The 21,564-nt window shown below is 40.5% G+C and carries 19 protein-coding genes; 6 read left to right on the top strand and 13 right to left on the bottom strand.

The window, feature by feature from the left end:
- Position 1: 1 nt before the first annotated feature.
- The 4 genes from ACGF7G_RS03540 to cecR are packed head-to-tail and all read right to left on the bottom strand — an operon-like array spanning position 2 to position 4,600.
- Positions 2 to 1,162, bottom strand: a complete 1,161-nt coding sequence (locus ACGF7G_RS03540) for an ABC transporter permease (RefSeq protein ID WP_133815071.1) — start codon at positions 1,160 to 1,162, stop codon at positions 2 to 4.
- The gene (locus tag ACGF7G_RS03535) at positions 1,159 to 2,895 is read right to left on the bottom strand and encodes an ATP-binding cassette domain-containing protein (protein WP_387463564.1); all 1,737 of its coding nucleotides are present in this window, start codon (positions 2,893 to 2,895) and stop codon (positions 1,159 to 1,161) included. Before ACGF7G_RS03535 ends, ACGF7G_RS03540 begins: the two co-directional genes overlap by 4 nt.
- Positions 2,896 to 2,904: 9 nt before the next feature.
- Entirely contained in the window at positions 2,905 to 3,897 is a 993-nt protein-coding gene (gene hlyD, locus ACGF7G_RS03530) for a secretion protein HlyD (RefSeq protein ID WP_387463563.1), read from the bottom strand.
- A 16-nt stretch (positions 3,898 to 3,913) separates the two neighbouring features.
- The gene (gene cecR, locus ACGF7G_RS03525; RefSeq protein ID WP_387463561.1) at positions 3,914 to 4,600 is read right to left on the bottom strand and encodes a transcriptional regulator CecR; all 687 of its coding nucleotides are present in this window, start codon (positions 4,598 to 4,600) and stop codon (positions 3,914 to 3,916) included.
- A 305-nt stretch (positions 4,601 to 4,905) separates the two neighbouring features.
- Between cecR and rhlE the strand changes: the two genes are divergently transcribed.
- Positions 4,906 to 6,201, top strand: coding sequence for an ATP-dependent RNA helicase RhlE (gene rhlE, locus ACGF7G_RS03520; protein ID WP_387463560.1), 1,296 nt, complete (start codon positions 4,906 to 4,908; stop codon positions 6,199 to 6,201).
- 3 nt (positions 6,202 to 6,204) lie between these two features.
- A complete protein-coding gene (gene dusC / locus ACGF7G_RS03515; protein ID WP_387463559.1) occupies positions 6,205 to 7,137 on the top strand; it encodes a tRNA dihydrouridine(16) synthase DusC in 933 nt (310 codons plus the stop codon).
- Between the two features lie 171 nt (positions 7,138 to 7,308).
- On the opposite strand, the gene ACGF7G_RS03510 is transcribed toward dusC, so the two are convergent.
- From ACGF7G_RS03510 to ACGF7G_RS03490, 5 genes are all read right to left on the bottom strand, one after another.
- Entirely contained in the window at positions 7,309 to 8,418 is a 1,110-nt protein-coding gene (locus ACGF7G_RS03510; RefSeq protein ID WP_387463557.1) for a lipase family protein, read from the bottom strand.
- Positions 8,419 to 8,838: 420 nt separating this feature from the next.
- Entirely contained in the window at positions 8,839 to 9,957 is a 1,119-nt protein-coding gene (locus ACGF7G_RS03505) for a lipase family protein (RefSeq protein WP_387463555.1), read from the bottom strand.
- A gap of 444 nt (positions 9,958 to 10,401) precedes the next feature.
- Positions 10,402 to 11,511: a lipase family protein gene (locus tag ACGF7G_RS03500; protein ID WP_387463553.1), complete on the bottom strand. Its 1,110-nt coding sequence runs from the start codon at positions 11,509 to 11,511 to the stop codon at positions 10,402 to 10,404.
- Between the two features lie 332 nt (positions 11,512 to 11,843).
- Entirely contained in the window at positions 11,844 to 12,680 is an 837-nt protein-coding gene (gene sseA, locus ACGF7G_RS03495) for a 3-mercaptopyruvate sulfurtransferase (protein ID WP_133815062.1), read from the bottom strand.
- Positions 12,681 to 12,725: 45 nt separating this feature from the next.
- Positions 12,726 to 12,887, bottom strand: coding sequence for a hypothetical protein (locus ACGF7G_RS03490; RefSeq protein WP_165577108.1), 162 nt, complete (start codon positions 12,885 to 12,887; stop codon positions 12,726 to 12,728).
- Between the two features lie 288 nt (positions 12,888 to 13,175).
- Here ACGF7G_RS03490 and dinG point away from each other — a divergent pair, with 288 nt between their 5' ends.
- Positions 13,176 to 15,311 (top strand): ATP-dependent DNA helicase DinG, encoded by a 2,136-nt coding sequence (gene dinG / locus ACGF7G_RS03485; protein ID WP_387463551.1) that lies wholly within the window; start codon positions 13,176 to 13,178, stop codon positions 15,309 to 15,311.
- 61 nt (positions 15,312 to 15,372) lie between these two features.
- Here the strand turns inward: dinG and ACGF7G_RS03480 are convergent, their stop codons facing one another.
- The 3 genes from ACGF7G_RS03480 to rhtA form a co-directional block, all read right to left on the bottom strand.
- Positions 15,373 to 15,594 (bottom strand): alkylphosphonate utilization protein, encoded by a 222-nt coding sequence (locus ACGF7G_RS03480; RefSeq protein ID WP_021325754.1) that lies wholly within the window; start codon positions 15,592 to 15,594, stop codon positions 15,373 to 15,375.
- Positions 15,595 to 15,813: 219 nt separating this feature from the next.
- Positions 15,814 to 16,320 carry a DNA starvation/stationary phase protection protein Dps gene (gene dps, locus ACGF7G_RS03475; protein ID WP_133815060.1) on the bottom strand — a complete coding sequence of 169 codons (507 nt, stop codon included), beginning with the start codon at positions 16,318 to 16,320 and terminating at the stop codon, positions 15,814 to 15,816.
- Positions 16,321 to 16,588: 268 nt separating this feature from the next.
- Positions 16,589 to 17,479, bottom strand: a complete 891-nt coding sequence (rhtA, locus tag ACGF7G_RS03470; protein ID WP_387463550.1) for a threonine/homoserine exporter RhtA — start codon at positions 17,477 to 17,479, stop codon at positions 16,589 to 16,591.
- 460 nt (positions 17,480 to 17,939) lie between these two features.
- On the opposite strand from rhtA, the gene ACGF7G_RS03465 reads away from it, so the two are divergent.
- Positions 17,940 to 18,503 (top strand): TIGR00730 family Rossman fold protein, encoded by a 564-nt coding sequence (locus tag ACGF7G_RS03465; protein ID WP_387463548.1) that lies wholly within the window; start codon positions 17,940 to 17,942, stop codon positions 18,501 to 18,503.
- 138 nt (positions 18,504 to 18,641) lie between these two features.
- On the opposite strand, the gene ACGF7G_RS03460 is transcribed toward ACGF7G_RS03465, so the two are convergent.
- Positions 18,642 to 19,052: a toxin gene (locus ACGF7G_RS03460; RefSeq protein WP_387463546.1), complete on the bottom strand. Its 411-nt coding sequence runs from the start codon at positions 19,050 to 19,052 to the stop codon at positions 18,642 to 18,644.
- Between the two features lie 1,119 nt (positions 19,053 to 20,171).
- On the opposite strand from ACGF7G_RS03460, the gene ACGF7G_RS03455 reads away from it, so the two are divergent.
- Both ACGF7G_RS03455 and ACGF7G_RS03450 read left to right on the top strand, forming a co-directional pair.
- On the top strand, positions 20,172 to 20,327 hold the full coding sequence (locus ACGF7G_RS03455) for a hypothetical protein (RefSeq protein ID WP_387463544.1): 156 nt from the start codon (positions 20,172 to 20,174) through the stop codon (positions 20,325 to 20,327).
- A 52-nt stretch (positions 20,328 to 20,379) separates the two neighbouring features.
- The gene (locus tag ACGF7G_RS03450) at positions 20,380 to 21,537 is read left to right on the top strand and encodes an iron-containing alcohol dehydrogenase (protein WP_387463543.1); all 1,158 of its coding nucleotides are present in this window, start codon (positions 20,380 to 20,382) and stop codon (positions 21,535 to 21,537) included.
- Positions 21,538 to 21,564 lie beyond the last annotated feature (27 nt).

Raw genomic sequence — 21,564 nt, 5'->3', positions numbered from 1 at the left:
CTTAATCCAGGCGCCGTGGGGTTTTCCATGCCGTCAGACCAATAAACAAAATCGCGGAAGCAATCAGCAGTAACAGGTTTACCATCAATACCGTACCGATATTTCCAGCCAGAAAGAGCGTGTGTAGACTACTGACAAAATAACGGGCAGGAATGAAATAGGTCACTGCCTGAATAAACGCAGGCATACTGTTTATTTCAAAAATAAAGCCGGAAAGCATAATTGCAGGCAGAAAGGCGACATTCAACGCTATCATTGCCGCATTAAATTGGTTGCGTGTCACTGTGGAGATTAAAAGCCCGATACCAAGGGCCGTAGCCAGGTAGAGACTGGTGATCGCAGACAATATCCATAGCGAGCCTCGATAGGGGACATCCAGCACAAATACAGCCACCAGCATACAGAGCGTCATGGCGAGCGATCCAAGCACTTGATAGGGCAAAAGCTTGGAAAGCAGTAATTCGGTGCGGGTAATTTGGGTGGAAAGCAGAGCTTCCATCGTACCGCGCTCCCATTCGCGAGCAACAACCAATGATGTCAGGATTGCCCCAACGACGGTGATGATAATGGTTATTGCGCCAGGAATGATGAAATGCTGGCTGATGGTTGCCGGATTGAACCAGTAACGGACTTGCATATCAATTAATGGATTAGCCGAGTTTCCCTGATCCTGCCCCCTTTGTTGCAACCAAATCTGCCATACTCCTTTGGCATAACTTTGCACAAAGCTTGCGGTATTCGGTTCACTGCCGTCAGTAATGACTTGAATTTGCGCTTTACCATCAGAGCGGGCAAGTTGAGCATCGAAATTTACAGGAATGACAATCAGCCCACGTATTTCGCCTGATTGCATCATATTAATTAATTGCTGACGGTTATCGCTGATTTTAGGCTCAATATAGGGCGAACCGGCAAAAGCCTGTATTAACTCGCGGGCATCTTCACTTTGTTGCTCCGCCAGAATACCAATGCGGACGGTGCTGGAATCGAGATTAATGCCATATCCGAAAATAAACAGCAGAATCAGTGGAATGACAATAGAAATTAACCCGCTGGTGGGATCACGTAAGATCTGTTTTGTCTCTTTGATACAAAGTGCTTTCAGTCGCCACCAGGAGAAGTGGACAGCCTTTTGTGGAGCATGTTGCTTTGGATTGCTCATTGCGGCTCCTCATCGTAATTAACGACCAAATCAATAAATGCCTGTTCCATCGATGGATCAGGGTTTTCATCGGTAGCGACCAACTGTTTCAAATCGTCCGGTGTGCCGGCAGCAATCAGTTTACCGCGAAATACCAGCCCTATCCGGTCACAATATTCTGCTTCATCCATAAAGTGGGTGGTCACCATAACGGTGACGCCTTTATCTACCATACCATTGATATGCAACCAGAATTCACGTCGTATTTGCGGATCGACACCCGAAGTCGGTTCGTCCAGAAACAGAATATCCGGTTCATGCATCAGTGAGCAGGAAAGAGCAAGGCGTTGTTTATATCCCAATGGCAATTCGTCGGTTGTCTGACGTAAAACAGATTTGAGATTGAAGGCTTCGACCATCCCGTCAATTTTCGCTTTTTGTTTGCGCCCTTGCAGGCCATAAATGCCTGAAAAGAATTTCAGGTTCTGTTCAACCGTCAAGTTACCGTACAGTGAAAATTTTTGCGCCATATAACCCAGATGCTGACGGGCTTTGCCGGAACTGGTCTTCAAATCCATCCCCAATACCAGCGCTTTACCCCCAGTCGGCACCATGAGTCCGCACATCATTTTGAACGTTGTGGATTTACCAGCTCCGTTCGGGCCTAGCAGGCCAAAAATTTCTCCGCGTTTCACCTGAAAATCAACATGATCAGTGGCCGCAAAATCACCAAATTTCTTGGTTAAATCCTGTGCTTCAATCACCGTTTCTGTAGGGTTAGCTGCAATCTGTGGCATGATTTCTGCCAGTTCCGAGTGGCGGGCAGGATCACCGCCGAGTAAATCAATAAAAGCATCTTCAAAGCGAGGGGCCGCTTTAATGATTTCAGCATCAGGCAGTGCAAGCTGATTAAGCAGCTCTTGCGGCGAGACATCAGGTTTAAGAATAAGCCGAACATATTTTCCCTGAATCACGCCATCGGTCACCTGTGGCAAAGTCAGGGCGCGTTGCAGCGTTTTTCTGCGGGAATTCTGTTTGGCTCCAAGCAGGAAAGAACGTCCGGACATCGTTTGGGTCAGTTTCTGTGGTTGCCCGCTATAAAGCAACTTTCCCTGGTTGAGTAACAGGACCTCGCGGCACCGTTCCGCTTCATCCAGATAGGAAGTACTCCAGAGGATCAGCATGCCATCATCTGCCAGCTCGTGAACCATCCGCCAGAGTTCGCGGCGGGCTATCGGGTCAACGCCAACTCCGGGTTCGTCCAGTAGCAGCACTTTGGGCTTGCCGAGCAGAGTACAGGCCAGCCCCAGTTTTTGCTTCATGCCGCCTGAAAGCTTGCCCGCCAGTCGTCCGGTAAAATGGGTCAGGTCAGTAAAAGTGAGTAATTGCTCATAGGTTTTTTTACGTTCATCACCCAGTACACCACGCAGATCCGCATACAGATTCAAGTTTTCTAAAACCGTCAAATCTTCATACAGGCCAAATTTCTGGGGCATATAGCCCAGTTCAAAGCGGACTTGTACACCATGTTTAATCGGATCAAGCCCCATTATTTCAATAGAACCACTATCTGGTTTCAGTAAACCCGCCAACATGCGTATCAGCGTGGTTTTTCCTGCCCCATCCGGCCCCACAAGCCCAGTAACAGAGCCACCGTAGATCTCTGCGGTCAAGCTGGATACCGCAGGATTACTCAGGCTAGGAAAAGTCTTCTCTACTTTTTCTAACCTTATCGTATATGCAGAGCTGTTCATCACAGCCCCTTATGCGTCTGAATCAGAAAAATGCAGGGTAACCGGCATACCTTGACGCAGGGAATCATCCGGGTCAGTAACGATAATGCGTAACCGATAGACCAAATCGGTGCGCAGATCCGGTGTCTCTACATTCTTTGGTGTAAATTCGGCTGTTGGTGAAATAAAGCCAATTTTACCGTGATAGGGCTGATCTTTACGGCTGTCAGTGTAGAGTAAAATTTCACGTCCTGGTGTTGCTTGTCCAAGATGGCTTTCACTGATATAGGCTCTTACCCAAACGGGATGGGTCAGCGAAAGCGTAAACACGGTATTGCCTGCTGCCAGCATGGTGCCCGGTTCAATGGCGCGGGTCAGGATAGTCCCGGATGAGGGGGAAGTCAGGTGAGTATCTTGTAAGTCCAGTTCAGACTGAGCAACAGCCGCTTCGGCTTGAGCAAGCTGGCCTTTGGCTTCTGCAATTTCTTCTTTTCGGTAACCGGTTTCGAACTGGTTCAGTTTATCTTTTGCCGCTTGTAAAGCAGCCAGCGCTTGATTGCGGTTAGTTTTGGCATTGTCCAGCTCGTTGGCCGAAATCATTTTACTTTGCCACAAACCTTGCTGGCGTTTGAAGAAACTGTCAGCAAAATGCCAGGCGGCTTCACGTTGTGTCACTTCTGAACGTACTTGGGCAACTTCTTCTGTGCGATAACCCTCTTCCATCATAGCCAGGCGTGCTTTAGCGCTATCGCGTGTAGCTTTCGCTTTATGGAGCGCGTTCATAAATGGCGCATTGTCCAGCTGGCCGATCACCTGATTAGCATTGATAACATCACCTTCATCAACTTGCAGGCTGGCAAGTTTACCGCCAACCCGGAAGCTAAGATTGACAGTGCGTATATCTACGTTGCCGTAGAGGGTCAGCGTTTTATCATTTTTATCTTGATAATAGTAACTTCCCAAAATTGCGCCAAGAATAACAGCAACGACCAATATTGCGAGGGCGAGTTTCTTGTTGTACATGATATTCCTTGTTCTTTTATTTATTTGAGTTATGTTTTTTCAGTCCATTCAGTAATAAATCGATATGCTGGATGAGGATCTGATCAATTAATTTATATTCTTCTGGCCCGATATTATTCCAGCCTGTCTGACGTAATAAGGTTTCCCGTGCCATGCGGAAAGAGATAATTTCACCCATCAAAGCGTGTGTATGGAGCATAGTAGAAAGTTGACGTTCATCAGCGTCGATATAGCAGGCGATCAGTTTATTTAATCTGTTGTGGAGCGGTGCCAGTGCCTGCTCATGGATGAGGGTATAAGCATCAGTGGGTGCGAGTTGTTCTCTGGCCATTATCCGGCTGATATTAATGCTCTCTTTTTCAATCATCAGGCGGTTAACGCCGAGAAATCCTTCATGAATCATCCGCAATATATTGTCTGGGGAGTCAGGTACTGATGATGAAAAAAAATCATCAATTTCTTTAAAAAGATGAGTAAATTCAGTCTTGATTGTATCAGTAATATATTGGGCAACTGCCTGATAAAGCCCCTCCTTAGAGCCAAAATAGTAAGCTATGGCAGCAATGTTCTGTTGAGCGCGTAATGCGATTTCTCGGGTTGTCGCGCCGGTTAATCCTGATTCACCGAAAATTTCAAGAGCGGCTTCGAGTAGCTGTTGTTTGGCTTGCCCGCCTCTAGAGGTTTGGATGTTGTTGACTGACATGGACATGAATCCTATTGGAAATAATCAAAAGACTTAAACAAAATATCAATCAAATGGCTAACTCTATACTTATAGTAAATCAATGTAAATTGCATAAAAATGTCATGGATCATGAAAACTACGGGGCAAATACCTGTCATTTTAGTTGCATTATCAGAAAGTATATCTGGTATAATAGCTAAGATATGGAGCATTGCAGTTTGTGTTTTTTCCTTTTGTGGTATTTACCGCGTCTGATTTTCTTCCCATAAAACTGCCCCTGAATGTAGTTTCAGGAATGGTGAAGTCTGGAGTATTTCTTATTTATGAGTTTTGAATCACTTGGCTTAAGTGCTGATATTTTGCGTGCCATTGAAGAACAAGGTTATTCAGCGCCAACGCCAATTCAACAGCAGGCGATCCCTGTTGTATTAGCAGGTAAAGATTTATTGGCGAGCGCTCAGACAGGCACAGGTAAAACCGCAGGTTTTACTTTACCCATGCTGCAACGGCTTAATGACTCCCCTGTTCAGATGAAAGGGCGCAGGCTGGTCAGAGCGTTGGTCCTGACACCAACCCGTGAATTGGCTGCTCAGGTTGGTGAAAGTGTACGTGACTACAGCAAACACCTCAGACTTCGTTCGCTGGTGGTTTTTGGTGGTGTCAGTATTAACCCTCAGATGATGAAATTGCGTGGTGGTGTTGATATTTTGGTCGCGACACCGGGCCGTTTACTGGATCTTGAACACCAGAATGCGGTTGATTTATCGCGGGTGGAAATTCTGGTATTGGATGAAGCCGACCGTATGCTGGACATGGGCTTTATTCATGATATCCGCCGCGTACTGAATAAGTTGCCCCCGAAACGGCAAAATTTGCTGTTTTCTGCCACCTTCTCTGACGATATCAAAAATTTAGCCAATAAATTATTGCATGAGCCTGTCAGTGTCGAGGTTGCACGCCGTAACTCCGCGTCTGAACAGATTGAACAATTTGTCCATTTTGTCGATAAAAAGCGTAAAGGTGAGCTGCTTTCTTTCCTGATCGGCAGCCGTAACTGGCAACAGGTTTTGGTCTTTACCCGTACCAAACACGGGGCAAATCGTCTGGCAGAACAGCTGAATAAGGATGGCGTAACCGCCTCGGCCATTCATGGCAACAAAAGTCAGGGTGCCAGAACCCGTGCGCTGGCTGATTTCAAAGATGGCTGCATCAGGGTGCTGGTCGCGACAGATATTGCTGCCCGTGGTTTGGACATTGATCAATTGCCTCATGTCGTGAATTTTGAATTGCCTAATGTCTCTGAGGATTATGTCCACCGTATTGGTCGTACCGGTCGGGCAGATGCGACAGGGCAGGCACTTTCTCTGGTCTGTGTTGATGAGCACAAGTTGCTGAAAGATATTGAGCGTCTGTTGAAACGGGAAATTCCCCGTGTGGCGATCCCCGGATATGAACCCGATCCAACCATCAAGGCTGAACCTATTCAGAATGGTCGTCAGGGGCAGGGGCGTGGCGATAATCGGCAGAAAAATAGCCATCGCCGTTCTGGAGCACCTTCGCGTCAGCGCAGCCGTAATCATGCGGATGCATCAAATAAAGCGTCTAATGCCAGAGGTTAGTTAATGCGGGTTTTGCTGGCTCCGATGGAGGGGGTGCTGGATTCGTTGGTCAGAGAGCTTCTGAGTGAAATCAATGAATATGATTTGTGCATTACGGAGTTCTTGCGGGCTGTCGATAGCCTATTGCCGGTAAAATCGTTTTATAAGCTTTGTCCTGAATTACGTAACCAAAGCCGGACACCGTCCGGCACTTTGGTACGGGTTCAACTCTTGGGCCAATATCCGCAATGGTTGGCAGAAAATGCAGCACGAGCCGTTGAGTTAGGGTCTTATGGTGTTGATTTGAATTGTGGTTGTCCATCAAAAATGGTCAATGGCAGTGGCGGCGGAGCAACGTTGCTGAAAGATCCTGAACTGATTTATCAGGGGGCAAAAGCGATGCGTGAAGCGGTGCCTTCTCATTTGCCTGTGACGGTTAAGGTTCGCCTGGGTTGGGATAGTGGTGATCGGCAATGCGAAATTGCTGATGCAGTACAACAGGCGGGCGCAACAGAAATCACTATTCATGGGCGAACCAAAGAGGATGGTTATAAAGCGGAACGCATTAACTGGCAAGCGATTGGTGAAATTCGTCAGCGCCTTGCTATTCCGGTGATTGCCAATGGTGAGATTTGGGATTGGCAAAGTGCGCAGGGTTGTATAAATGTGACAGGCTGTGATGCTGTCATGATTGGCCGGGGTGCGCTTAATGTTCCCAATTTGAGTCGGGTTGTGAAATATAATGAACCCAAAATGGCTTGGCGGGAAGTGGTTCAATTATTGCAAAAATATGTCCGGTTGGAAAAGCAAGGTGATACCGGGCAATATCATGTTGCCCGCATTAAACAGTGGCTCGGTTATTTGCGGAAAGAGTATGAAGAAGCGACAACACTCTTTGAGGAGATAAGGAAGCTGAAAACGTCTACTGATATAGCGAATGTGATCTCTTTGGTGTGACAACATTATCATAAACATCTCAATATGCTGATTATGTGAATGAGTGTTTTTTTAGTCGATGTAGTAAAATTCATTTATTCACTCGATTTAATAGCCGCTTATTGCAATAAATGGAACCTCCAATTAAGGTTCCATTTTTGCTAAATCAAGAAAGATTAAATTAGGATAAGATTATCTGGTATCGACTGCTCCGTCTTGAATCATAGATGAGAAAAGATGATTAATATTGCGGGAGAGGCCATCATCAATCACAACAATATCATAATTAGTCGGCGGATTAGAGCTATCATTAACTTTAGTGAAACTCATACCATACTCTTTGGCATATGCCTCAATATGTTGAAACACGAGTTGTTCAATTAAACCTGGAGTAGGATCTAACATCGGTGTAGTGAAAGCCAAATCTGGAAAAAGTTGGGTGTAATTTTTATCCTTCACCAGTAAGAGAAAACCGCTAACGGGCAGATATAATATTGGGTAGAGAGCCTTAATTTGTTCTAATCCTTTTGTATACCAGGCTAGGGTAACGATATCTGTACGATTATGGATCCGGAGAAATTTACTTTCATAGGCCGGTAGAGATGTTCCATTAAAAACAGATTCGGTATAGGATGCAAAAATATCGTTACCGGCAGTTGGGGCAGCAAAGGAGCAAGCGTTAATACGAATATTATTGTTTCCTTTATCAAGGTAGCGCCTCTTTAAATACAATCCAAGAGTAGAAGCCATTACACCGCCTAAACTGTGCCCTGTAAGAGTAATATTTTGTATCCCTTCTTCCAGAGCAATTTTATCAATTGCATCGATCAGTGATTCCCCATAACCAGGCGTGTTATTACTTCTTATTTGGTTGATAATATAGTCTAACGTTACGTGTATTCCCTTTGAAATTTTTGCATTTTCAGGGGCTTTTGAGTCCCAAATTGACCAGTTTTCAGTTTTACCCACATTAAAATTTTCATCATACCAGTTGACATCAGACCATGATCCGCGAATAACAATTCGATAGTCATTTGGGGTTTTGAGATCTTTCACCATGAATAAAACGTGATCATCTTTCTTATCGGCAACACTTGTTTTCTTATCAACACTGCCTACACGAAAAACAGCAGGTCCCCAAACGAGAGAGAATCTATTTGCTGTTGCTTTACTACTTGCTAATGATTTTTGAATATTTTCTGAAACGATAGTGGGTTCTGGTTCGTAAGTTATTAAACTGCCTGAGTTAACAATAAATCCTAACGCAAGATTTATTTTTTGATCTTCAAGAGAAATAGTCATTTTTACTTCCAAATTTTTAATATGATAAATATTGATCTGATGTTTCAACTTAAACATCAATAACCAATGCTTTTGGTATTTCATTCAAATAAAAACAGAATTAAGGTTAATAATAATCTCTAAATCTGTCGGATGGGAGTATATGATTTTTTAATGTTGTTTTATTTAACAAAATAAATTATCTGTTATGAATTTTAAAATAATTGATAAAAATTATGTTATGTTTTTGTAATGTTATATTCGTCCTTAAGAAGGATAATATGGAAAACAGGGTTGTAATATTATCTATATAAAATAGTTTATAGGGATGTCTACAAAGGTGAGTGATAATGAATTGGCGTTATTTATTGCAATTAATGGAACCTATAATATAAGGTCCCATTGCGGATAAATTATCAAGATATACATGATAAGATAAAATTATTTGATGTTGATTTTACCTTTAGTTAAAAATGAAAAAAGGTCAATAATACTTTGAGATAAACTATCGTTAATCACCACAATATCGTAGTCAGTGGGTGGGTTAGTACTATCATTAGTGACAATGAAACTCATTCTATATTCTCTGTGATATGCGTGAATATGTTGATTTCCTATGTTAATAAATAAGTCTTCTAGGGACTTTATCGGTATCGTCGGAATTTCTGAATGAAAAGGTAAATCTGGGAAAATTTGGGTGTATTTTTTATCTTGGACAAGAAGGATAAGAGCATTAACTGCTGCTGTTAATATCGGATAGATAGCTTTAACTTTCTCCAACCCATTGATATGCCAAGCTAAGGGAACGACATCTATACTATTATGAATCCTTATAAAATCACTTTCATAACCAGTCGATAGTGCTGCATTAAAAACAGATTCGGAATAGGAGGCGAAAATATCATTACCAGCAGTTGGGCCGGCAAAGGCACAAACATTAATGCGAATATTATCGTTTCCTTTATCAAGGTACTGTCTTTTTAGATATAAACCAAGGGTAGAAGCTAGTATGCCTCCTAAACTGTGTCCTGTGATGGTAATATTTTGTATCCCTTCTTTCAGAGCAATTTTATCGATGGCGTCAGTTAACGATTCTCCATAACCCGGAGGAGTGTTGCTTTTTATTTGGTTGATAATATAATCTAATGCTAAATTTGTTCCGTAAGCAATCTTAGCATTTTCAGGCGCTTTTGGATCCCATTTTGACCAGTCTTTAGTTTTACAGACAATTAGGTCTTCATTAATCCAGTTAATATCAGACCATGATCCCCGAATGACAACGCGATAGTCATTTTGATCATGGAGACTTTGTACAATGAATAAAACGTGATCATCCTTTTTATCTATAGCACTTTTTTCTTTATCAGCACTGTCAACACGAAACACTGCTGGTCCCCAAACAATAGAAAATTTATTTGCTGTAGCTTGACTGCTCTCCAATGATTTTTGAATATTTGCTGAAACGATACCCGGCTCTGGTTTTGGTGTTTTTATCCCTCCAGAATTAATAATAAAGCTCAGTGCGAGATTTAACTTTTGATCTTCACGAGAAATAGACATTTTCACTCCCTATTTTTTCATATGATAAGTGTTAATTCGAGCTATCAGTTTAAAATTTAAGATTTAATTCTTTTAGTTTTCCATTCAGATAAAAAACAGGATTAAACTTAAAGTTAATAATAACTTTTAAATCTGTCAAATAGGTACATGGAATTTTCTTATATTATTTTGTTTGGTCGAAATGTGAATTATTTATTGTGAAATTAAAAACAAACTATAAGAGTTATATATTGAATAATTATACGTAAATATTATTATAGATTATTAAAGAAATAAATGATAATGAATTAATAGTGTTTTAATGATATGTGAATAATAACAATTTTATTTATATATTTAAGTGACGATTATTTTAATTAATGGAGCCTTTAATAAAGGCTCCATTGTTGTTAAGTAAAACACAGATCTAATATAACCAAATTATACACTATTATTAGTGTTATCTTAAGGAAGTGGTATCAGCAAGAAGTAGGCGACAATATCTTGAGATAGATTACTGTTAATAACGACAATATCATCAATAGGTGGTTGAGTGCCGTCATTCACTTCAACCAGATTCATGCCGTATTTATATGCATATGCTTTAATATGTTGAAAGATGACCTGATTATTTAAATCTGGTGATGATTCTAAAATCGGTGCTGTAAACGGTAGATCTGGCGTGAGTTTTGTGTAACCTTTATCTTTCACAATCAGGACGATCTTATTAAATTTATTAATTAACTTCTCATCTATTTTAATTAATGGTTCATAGATAGTTGGTATCTTTTCTAATCCGTCTAGGTGCCAAATTAAGGAAATAATATCCTTACGGTTATGGATCCTTAAAAAGTGACTCTTATAATTCGTTGTTGATATGCGGTTAAAAACAGATTCAATGTAAGATGCAAAAGTACCATTACTGATAATTGGGCTGGCAAAAGCACAAACATTAATACGAATATTCCTTTTTTCCTTATTAATATATAATCGTTTTAAATATACGCCAAGAGTAGAAGCCAATGCACCTCCCAAACTGTGTCCGGTGATGGTAATATTATGTATTCCTTTTTCCAGGGCAATTTTATCAATGGCATCAATGAGTGATTCTCCATAGCCGGGTGTATTGTTACTTTTTGCTTGATTAACAATATAATCTAATGCTAAGTGTGTTCCATAAGAAATCTTAGCGTCTTTGAATTCTTCAGGAATATTAGGATCCCAGAGTGACCAATTTACTGTTTCATGCACCGCAAAGTTTTCAACCTGCCAGTTAACATCAGACCATGATCCCCGGATAACGATTCGATAGTCATAAGGGAATCTGCGATTTCGCACGATAAATAAAACATGATCGTCTTTGTTATCTGTAGAGTTTTTCCCATTATTAACCCGGAAAACCGCCGGCCCCCAAACGAGAGAGAATCTGTTGGCGGTAACTTTACTTTTTTCCAATGATTCTTTAATATTTTCCGAAACGATAGCTGGTTCAGATTTTTCTGTTATTATACTGCCTGCACCACTGATAAAGCTGAGTGCGAGATTTATTTTTTGGTCTCTAAGAGAAATAGTCATTTTTACTCTCCATTTTTATTATATAGATTCTGATATGATACTCTGATTAAATTATCAATATTCAACCCTTTTAATTTTCTGTTTAGATAAATTCAGAGTTGAATTTTAAATTAATAATAATATTTAAATTTGTCAAATATATGCGTTGTATTATTTTATATCAATTTGTCTGATAAAAAAGAGTGTTGATTAATAAATTAAAAGCAAATTGGATAAGCGGAATTGTGGGGTGTAACGATAAGGAAATTATATTTTAGATTTTTGTGGTTTCCAAAAAATATATTAATTTATTTATTGAAGGGCATAGGGTAAATATGCCCTTGGGTATTTAATTACTGCTCAAGTGGCAGGGTATCATCTGCGCCCCATTCAGCCCATGAGCCATCATATAAATAAGTCTCTTTTTTGCCGATGATATCTAAACCCAATATTAAAACAGCGGCTGTCATACCAGAGCCACAACTGGCAATAACCGGTTTGTTTAAATCAATACCTTGTTTAAGGAAGATATCTGCAATTTCAGTTTCTGATTTAAAGTGGCCATTCTCTACTAACATAGTCCATGGAACGTTTTTACTGCCGGGAATATGGCCCATTCTTAACCCAGGGCGGGGCTCTGGTGCTTTTGCCTGAAAACGGTCCATTGCTCTGGCATCAATAATCTCAGCTTGTGGATCATTTAACGAATCCAGAATTTGTTTCAGTGATTTAACTTTTTCGGCATTGAAATTGGTATTAAAAACCTGAGAATTACATGTTACTTCACCTGATTCTGTCGGAAATCCTGCCTGTTGCCAGCCTTGTAAACCGCCAGCAAGAATACGGACATTACGGCTGCCGAATACCTTGAATGTCCACCATGCGCGGGGAGCGGAGAACATATTTCCCTGGTCATAAATTACGACCAAATGATTCTCGCTGATCCCCATTTCACCAACAGCCTGACTGAAAGTTTGCGGATCTGGCAGCATATGGGGTAGCCCACTTTGATGATTGGCAATTTTATCCAAATCAAAAAATTGGGCACCGGGAATATGTGTATTCAGCCAAAGCTGATGACAATCAATTTGCTGAGGTGGCGGCGGTGCCGTCGCATCAAGGATGACGAGGTTTTCATCATCAAGATGATCTTGTAGCCATTGTGGACTGACAAAGTATGCATTATTCATGGGATCCCTCACTTGATACAAAAGTATAAATAGTGTTGCGCCCCGTTATTGTTGCTGTACCGGCGCTATGGTTGTCTCTTGCTGTTGACTGGCGGGTGATTCTATTGGTGTGGTTGAGCGGGTATACATATTAAGACCCGCCAAGAATACGCCACCGATTGAACCGAATGCAAAGAGCGCGATGAAAGTGATAAGTAGTTTTTTCATTTTTGTTCTCAACTGCCATAGAAAATAGGCAGTATATAGGGTTCTGAATAGCTGACAAGGTAATAACCAATTTACTTTACGGGTAATGAATAATTCTTTGAACTGATTAAGTAAATGGAATTAGCTTACTGTTATTACTGATAAAGTTTTTCGCTAAGTTTTTATTGGCATCATAATTTACAGAAATTGGGATTAAATTATCAATTTGATTTTGTTTCTCGATATACAGCTGATTTCGTTCTTGCTCTGTGGGACAATGGCGCTCCGGTTTTATGGCAGCAGAGTTCAATGGCACTTTCCAGTTCAATAAAAAATCAGATAAGCCAGTGGTATAAGGCATTACCTCAGCATATCAATGGCTTTATTCCCCGCACTCCACAGAGGCAGATGATTGCTGAAGTTGCAAAAACGCTCGCTGATCAGGAAGGGCGCCATTTGGTTATTGAAGCGCCGACCGGCATCGGTAAAACCCTTTCTTATCTGCTCCCTGGCATTGCGATCAGCCGGGCGGAAAGTAAGCCACTGGTCGTCAGTACCGCTAATGTCGCTTTACAGGATCAGATTTACAGTAAAGATCTTCCTCTGTTGCGCAAAATCATTCCTGACCTGAAATTTACCGGTGCTTTTGGGCGTGGTCGTTATGTTTGCCCACGTAATCTCGAAGCCATCTGTGCAACCGATGGTGAACAGATAGATTTAATGCTTTTGGTTGAGGACAAAACAGAACTTGCCAGTAGCGAAGAAAGGGAACTTTGTCGCCGGTTGCGCAGTGATTACACAACGTTTGCCTGGGATGGATTGCGTGATCACCATAAATTGGCTTTATCCGATACTTTGTGGACGAAAGTTAGCACAGATAAAGCGAATTGCCTGGGCCGTAACTGTCAGTATTATCATCGCTGCCCGTTTTTTATCGCTCGCCGTGAGATCGAAAATGCAGATGTGGTGGTCGCTAATCATGCGTTAGTGATAGCGGCATTAGAGAGTGAATCGGTACTCCCTGATGCTAAAAATTTGTTATTGGTACTTGATGAAGGACATCATATACCGGATGTCGCCAGGGATTCTCTGGAAGTTGAAGGGGAAATCACCCTGTTTCAGCTAAATGGTCAGCTAGATACTTTTATCCGTCATGTTGAGCAATATCTAGTGCAATTCCACCCGGCAAAGCCACCACGTCTGGCTAATGCCAGTCGTCTCAATGAACACAGTGAAAAACTACGGGAATGCTTTAAAGAGCTTGCCACTATCGCGCAGGCACTTTTACCTGAAAATAATGAAGTAGATCAATACCTGTTTGAGATGGGGAAACTACCGGATAACTTGCGACTTTGCTGCCAGCAACTGTTTAAACTGACCGATGGTTTACGAGGATTAGCAGAAGCGATACTAAATGATCTGACTGAGCAAACGGCTAAACAGGATATTGTCCGGTTGCATCGGTCTATTTTGCATACCAGCCGCACACTGGGATATTTCGAAAATATGACTAAACTGTGGCGCTTGGCTGCGCTGGAAGAGTCATCCAATGCGCCGGTGTCAAAATGGCTGAGACGCCGTTATGAAAGAAATCAGTCACACCTCTACTTCCATTGTGCCGGTATCAGAGTCAGTGAGCAGCTCAATCAGCTGCTGTGGCGTAATGTTCCCCATGTGGTTGTGACATCGGCAACGCTTCGTTCCCTGAACAGTTTTTCCCGTATTCAGGAATTAACCGGGTTAACTGAAACAATGGCTGACCGTTTTGTGACGCTGTCATCACCTTTTGATCATGTGAGTCAGGGGAGACTGGTCATTCCCAAAATGTCATTGGAGCCGACACTTGATAATGAAACCGCGCATTTGGCGGAAATGGCGCGTTATTTCAGGACACAATTGCTGAGTCAGCAACATAAAGGCATGTTGATTTTGTTCAGTAGCCAAAGGGCGATGGATATCTTCCTCTCTTATGTGACGGATTTACGCCTGATGTTGCTGGTACAGGGTGATCAGCCACGTTATCGGTTAGTCGAAACACATTGTCAGCGTATAAATGAAGGGCAATGCAGCGTACTGATTGGATTACAATCTTTTGCTGAGGGGCTGGATTTAAAGGGGGATTATTTGTCCCAGGTTCATATTCATAAAATCTCTTTCCCCCCAGTCAATAATCCGGTGATTATCACTGAAAGCGAGTGGTTGAAATCACTCAAACGCTATCCTTTTGAAGTACAGAGCTTGCCAAGTGCTTCTTTCAGTCTTATTCAGCAAGTAGGAAGACTTATCCGTAGTCATGAGTGTTATGGTGATGTGGTTATTTATGACCGGCGTTTATTGAGCAAAAGATATGGTGCGAGGTTGTTGAAGGCACTGCCGGTTTTCCCTATTGAGCAGCCGGAAATTCTTTCAGACGCGGAGATTAGACAAATGAAAAAGGATAAATAACTTACCACTAAAAACTGTAATTTATTTATCCTTTACAAATAAAATCGATATAGAAGGCTATTTACCCTACTTTTTTCAGAAAACAGGTTTTCAATACCAAGCCTTTGAGTTTATCTGCGTTACATTCAATTTCATCTTCGCGATGGTTTAGACGAATATTTTTGATGATAGTGCCGCGTTTTAACGTCGCTGATGTGCCTTTTACTTTCAGATCCTTGATGACCTGTACAGAATCGCCATCATTGAGCACAGTACCATTGCTGTCTTTTACTTCGGCATCCATTTTATTATTTCCTCAAGTTATTTATGAAAATAAACCTGGATTATAGACAATTAATGCTGGTTTTTAAAGGATATGGTGACGTTTGTCTGTATGGAGGGTATTTTATGATATTTTTCTGTGCCGGAGTTGGGTGATAAAGGGGCGAAATAAACAACCCCCGTTGTTGTTAATGGGGGTTGTGAGTAATGCAGAGCTCTTAATGTAACGGCTCTTTATATTTTATTGCTCAACGCTTGCTTCAATAAACCATAAGAATTTGTCGAGGTCCCGGGAGGCTGCGGTGAACATGTCTGCGGTATTTTCATCCTCAACTTCACCAATGGCTTCGCGGATATCATTAGCGACAATAGCATAACGGTCAGCCAGTGCTTTTAGATGATCTTGCACGTCATGAATATTTGTTGGGTAGCTTTTCAGTAAAGTGCCTTTATTAACTTCTTGTACTGTTCCGAGAGCTATTCCACCAAGTTGTACCACTCTTTCTGCAAAAATATCCAGATGTTCAATAATAGTGGCACGAAAGTTATCCAGCATTTCATGGATGGAAATGAAATTTTTACCGCGCATGTTCCAATGTGCCTGTTTGGTCAGCAGGGAAAGATCAATAAATTGAATCACCATATGGTTTAAAATTTCAATTGTTTCTTGCTTAACGCTATCATCGACATCATTACGAGTATAAAGCAGTGTGGATGGTGCTGTTTTGACTAATTTGGCAGTACTCATAATAATTTTCCCCTAGTATTAATAATGAGCTTCTCATTTATTGGGATGAATGTAACTCAATATTAGTCTTAAGTCATATAGCTTATTCCTATTAAATCAATAGTTCATTCTTATAAAGTTTACGGAGAATGTTAAAAATATAATTATTATTCAAATAAATATGTGTGATTTATTTTCTGATGAATCATAATGGTTATATTTATAAATAACCGGAGAATTATTTTATTAATTACTCCGGTTTTAGTTTTATTTCGATTAGATAAGGAGATTAATCGACCTCAGTGATTTTAGGTTTTCCTTTAATCGTTGACGTAGAACCGATAGAGGCAAAAATAATACAGAACAGTGCCAGCCATTGAATCATGGTCAGGTGTTCATTGAGGAAAACAATACCGGATAGAGCGCCAAGGGCTGGCTCAAGGCTCATCAGAGTACCAAATGTTTGTGCAGGTAAACGGGTCAGGGCAATCATTTCCAGTGTATATGGGAATGCGGTGGACAGAATCGCTATTGCCAGTGCCAGGGGCATAATTGACATATCAAATAACAATTCTGGCCCTGTTTGTATCAACCCCACAGGGAAAAATATCAGGGCTGCGATCAATGAACCGATAGAAACCGTTGCCGCGCCATGACCTGCTCCAGCGCGTTGACCAAAAATAATATACAGTGCCCAGCAAACACCCGCACTGAGTGCATATATAATACCTACAGGATCCAAGCCATCAATATTACTGCCAATAGGTAACAGGAAAGCCAGACCGGCGATAACCAGTGCGACCCAGAGAAAATCTATTGGCCTGCGCGATGAAAACATGGCTACGGCCAGTGGGCCGGTAAATTCAAGCGCTACGGCAATACCTAAAGGAATCGTTGTCAGTGCCATATAAAACGTATAGTTCATTGCCCCAAGGGCAATACCATAGGTAAGTAGTGGCATAGTTGAATTTCGGCGAAAGCGCAGGCGCCAGGGTTTAAAAATAATGAACAGAATGAGAGTTCCAAGACCTAGCCGCAAAGCGGTAACGCCAGGTGCACCGATAACCGGAAACAGCGTTTTGGCAAGAGAAGCACCGCCTTGAATTGATGTCATGGCAAGTAGTAACAATATTACCGGTATTAATGGAAGGGCACTCTTTTGGCGCTTGGAAGAAAACATCCGGGCAAAACCTCAATAAAAATCAAGTGATCTGGCCGATAATCTTCGCAGTGAAATGCAGATAATTCAATAGGTTTAGAGAATATAATTTTAGAGAAATATTCTTCATTTATTAGACTATATTATATATGAATAGTAAAATTATATTTTACTATTGAAGTATGCTCCTGAAAAAATTATATTTTATTTTTAAATAATGATAATTTAGGCGTTAAGATGGTTAAAGTGTTTATAATAATCTGAATTATGCTTTAATGATTAAGCATAAATTACGATTATTACTGATAGAGTATCATGATCGGCATTCTTTTTTTCTTTTTCATTTGTTGGATGACTTTATTCTTCTTGGTGCCAGTTTTGTAATTTAAATTATCTTTTTGTATAAGTGAGTTGTATGACTATAATATTAACGTATAATCATATCCTTTACCGTAAAGATGTAGTAACAGGAGTTTAGAGAATGAAAAGTATTGCCGTCTATTGTGGTTCAAGCTTGGGGCTATCTGAAATCTATAAAGAAAATGTCATTATTTTCGCAAAAGAGTTAGTTAGGCGTGATATTACTCTGATTTATGGTGGGGCCAGTGTGGGTATTATGGGAACTGTTGCTAATACTGTTCTGGAAGAGGGCGGCAAAGTCATTGGTGTTATTCCCACATTATTGGAAGAGCGCGAAATATCACATAAAAATCTGACCGAATTATACGTTGTTGAAACTATGCATCAGCGTAAAAATAAGATGATTGAGTTAGCTGAGGGTTTTGTTGCTTTACCTGGCGGTTTTGGCACGTTAGAAGAGTTCAGTGAAGTATTTACCTGGAGCCAGATTGGGCTACATACTAAGCCTTGCGGTATCCTGAATATCAATAATTTTTACGGGCCGTTGATTGCTATGATTAATAAAATGGTGGATGAAAAATTCTTGCATGAAAAATATCGTCATATGGCAATAATCGAACAAGATCCTGCCTGCTTGCTTGATCGTTTTAATACTTATCAGGCACCATCTGTAAAAACGTATTAAATTATAAAGAAATGAGTAGAGTAATGAGAATTAATCTTTGATTAAGATATCTCTTTAAATAGATAAACCATTCCTGTTGGATAAATATTAATTTAAATATTTCCTACAGGAATGGTTGTTAATATTAATGATTAAGCATTAGCTTACAATAGTATATTCTACGATTGGATTATTACCGTTATCAGCTAAGTAGGATAAATGTAAATCATCACCTTCATAGTCTGTTGATATTGAGTAACTGCTGCTTCCGATCAGAGGATTATTCCATGTAATATAGATACTGTAAATTTCACCTTTACTGTCCACAAATACATAAGTACAGCGCCCTGCAACACCACCCAGTAGACTGTTTGAATCACTTCTCCAAATGCCTTTTCCAGGGGTGTTATCACTGCTTTTATTAATTACTTGCGGAGGAAGAGTTGTCCACTCACCCTGATCCAAACGAATAGAATCCTGAATAAGTTTAAGTTTATATACTGATTTGTTAGTTACTTTTGCAATAACACTTATTGGTGCTTTTAACGAAATCGCTTCAATCTCTGACATAATATTACCTCTTATAAAAAGTTTAAAAAATAATTATTAATTACCAAGGTCTTAATTTAACCTACTGTGGTTAGATTAAATATTTTGGCGTGGAACCGAACTTTTTAATCATATTTTATGACTGGTTTTTTTACCTTTCATTAGAATTCCATTTCATAACGCTTCCTAAAAGTTAATTTATTTATATTTTGGTTTTTCACCCAATATTACAAATGTCAGTGTTGATTTTTATCTTTTTAACAAGTTAAAATTGACAACCAATCATTTGTTAAAATAAATTTTCTGTAATTTCGGTGTTTTTCAACGATACCTTTTCTCTCAGATAAATGTCAATTTTTTTACCCTCTGAGTTTTGTTATAAAATAATAAGAGATTAATTATATTTTTATACTCAAAAACATAGATGTAGATGATAAAATATATCTATGTTTTTAATGGTTGATATGTAAAGTCATTGTAATGACAAACAAAAATGGATTGTCAGGGTTATAATTAACTAATAGTAACTTCATTATTTATTGAACGTTAATTCATCGTTGGGTCGATGAGATGTTAATGCATTGTAATGTTGGATGGGGAAATTTGGTGATGGGTTGTATTTGTTCAGTATAATTGTAATCGTCTATCCTAATTCAATAACCTTGATTATTGTTCAGAAGTTTATTGATTTATTTTCCTATTGATTAACATATATTTGTATAATGATCTAAGATTATATTCACTATAGGTATTATTACATTATTGATGAGAATATCATAATAAAAGGGAATTTATTGTAACCGCAATGTCATTAATATCTAATGCCTAATATGTTTATTTGTGGTGTAATACATCACTATTGATTTTTTTATTTCCTGTTTGTGTCCAATTTGAAAGTGCATTTTGCATTAAATAAAACCACATAACGATATCGTGTTATAATTCAACGTGGTCAACAGAATAAGAACCTTCTTTCTATCTTATTAAAAGTGGGTAACTAGAGCAGTTCATGGCGCATTATTAATAATCGATCTATAAATCACTATTCATCCGTGTTTTTTTATACTTAATGATTAGACGACCGGTCTACTTTTTGGGTATTCCGATGATACTGACCTTGAATGTTGAAGGAGAATATAAATGTTGCAAACGCAACAAATAAATCGCTGTATCGTACTGGCTTCACGTCCGCATGGTTTCCCGATATCCACTGATTTTCGTCTGGAACAGCAACCTATCCCTGAGATTAAGCAAGGAGAAGGGCTGTTATGCACCGCCTTTAGAAAGTGCTCCTGAGGCATTTATTGGCCTGTTGCAAGGTTATAACTACTGATCTAGCGAGGTAATTATGCAAAATTTTGAGTATTACAACCCAACTAAAATCGTTTTCGGTAAAGATACGATTAAACGTCTTGACAACCTGGTACCACGGGATGCGCGGTTACTGATTCTCTACGGTGGTAGCAGCGCTGAAAAAAACGGGACGTTGGATGAAGTCAGGTGTGCGTTGGCTAATCGGGCTATCCATGAGTTTGGCGGTATTGAACCTAACCCGACCTACGAAACGTTGATAAAAGCGGTTGAATGGGTACGCAGTAATGAGGTGGATTTCCTGCTTGCTGTCGGTGGAGGTTCTGTGATTGATGGTACTAAATTTGTCGCTGCCGCTGTGCATTTTGATGGCGATCCCTGGTGTATTTTGGAAGAGCGTGGCCGCAATATTCGAAGTGCCCTGCCGTTTGGTGTCGTTTTGACTTTACCGGCAACAGGTTCAGAGATGAACAACGTTGCCGTTATCACCAATAAAGCGAAACAAGCTAAACGAGACCTAATAAACTCATCTGTTTTTCCCCGGTTTTCTATTACGGATCCAACGAAAACCTATACGCTTCCGTTACGTCAGGTGGCTAACGGGGTGGCTGATGCTTTTGCACATATTATGGAGCAATATCTGACTTATCCTGCCAAGGGTATGCTACAGGATCGGTTTGCTGAAGGGGTGTTGCAGACATTGATTGAAATTGGTTCTCAGGCGATAAACTCCCCGGATAACTACGATATTCGTGCAAATTTGATGTGGGCAGCGACGTCGGCTCTCAACGGCTTGATTGGTGCAGGAATGCCGCAGGACTGGGCCTCACACATGATCGGACATGAATTAACCGCGCTTTATGGTATTGATCATGCACGAACACTCGCGATTATCCTGCCGGCGAATCTGCAAATTCGTCGGGAAAGCAAACGGGGTAAATTGTTGCAGTACGGTGAACGTGTTTGGGGCATCACCAGCGGCAATGAGGAACAACGTATTGATCAAGCCATTGCACATACCCGCAGTTTCTTCGAGAATCTGGGGCTCCAGACCCACTTGTCTGATTACAATCTTGGTGTTGATGACATAGAGTGTCTGATAAAACAATTGGAAGCTCATGGTATGACTCAATTGGGTGAAAACAGCGATGTTACGTTAGATATTAGCCGCCAGATCTTGCACGCAAGTCTTTGAGCTGGACAAATGCCCTGGATGCCCAGG

Source organism: Photorhabdus sp. RM323S, from assembly GCF_042879375.1.
In the GTDB taxonomy this organism is placed as follows: domain Bacteria; phylum Pseudomonadota; class Gammaproteobacteria; order Enterobacterales; family Enterobacteriaceae; genus Photorhabdus; species Photorhabdus tasmaniensis.
The sequence above is the reverse complement of the archived record's forward strand: the minus strand, read 5'-3'. Positions and strand labels throughout refer to the sequence as shown.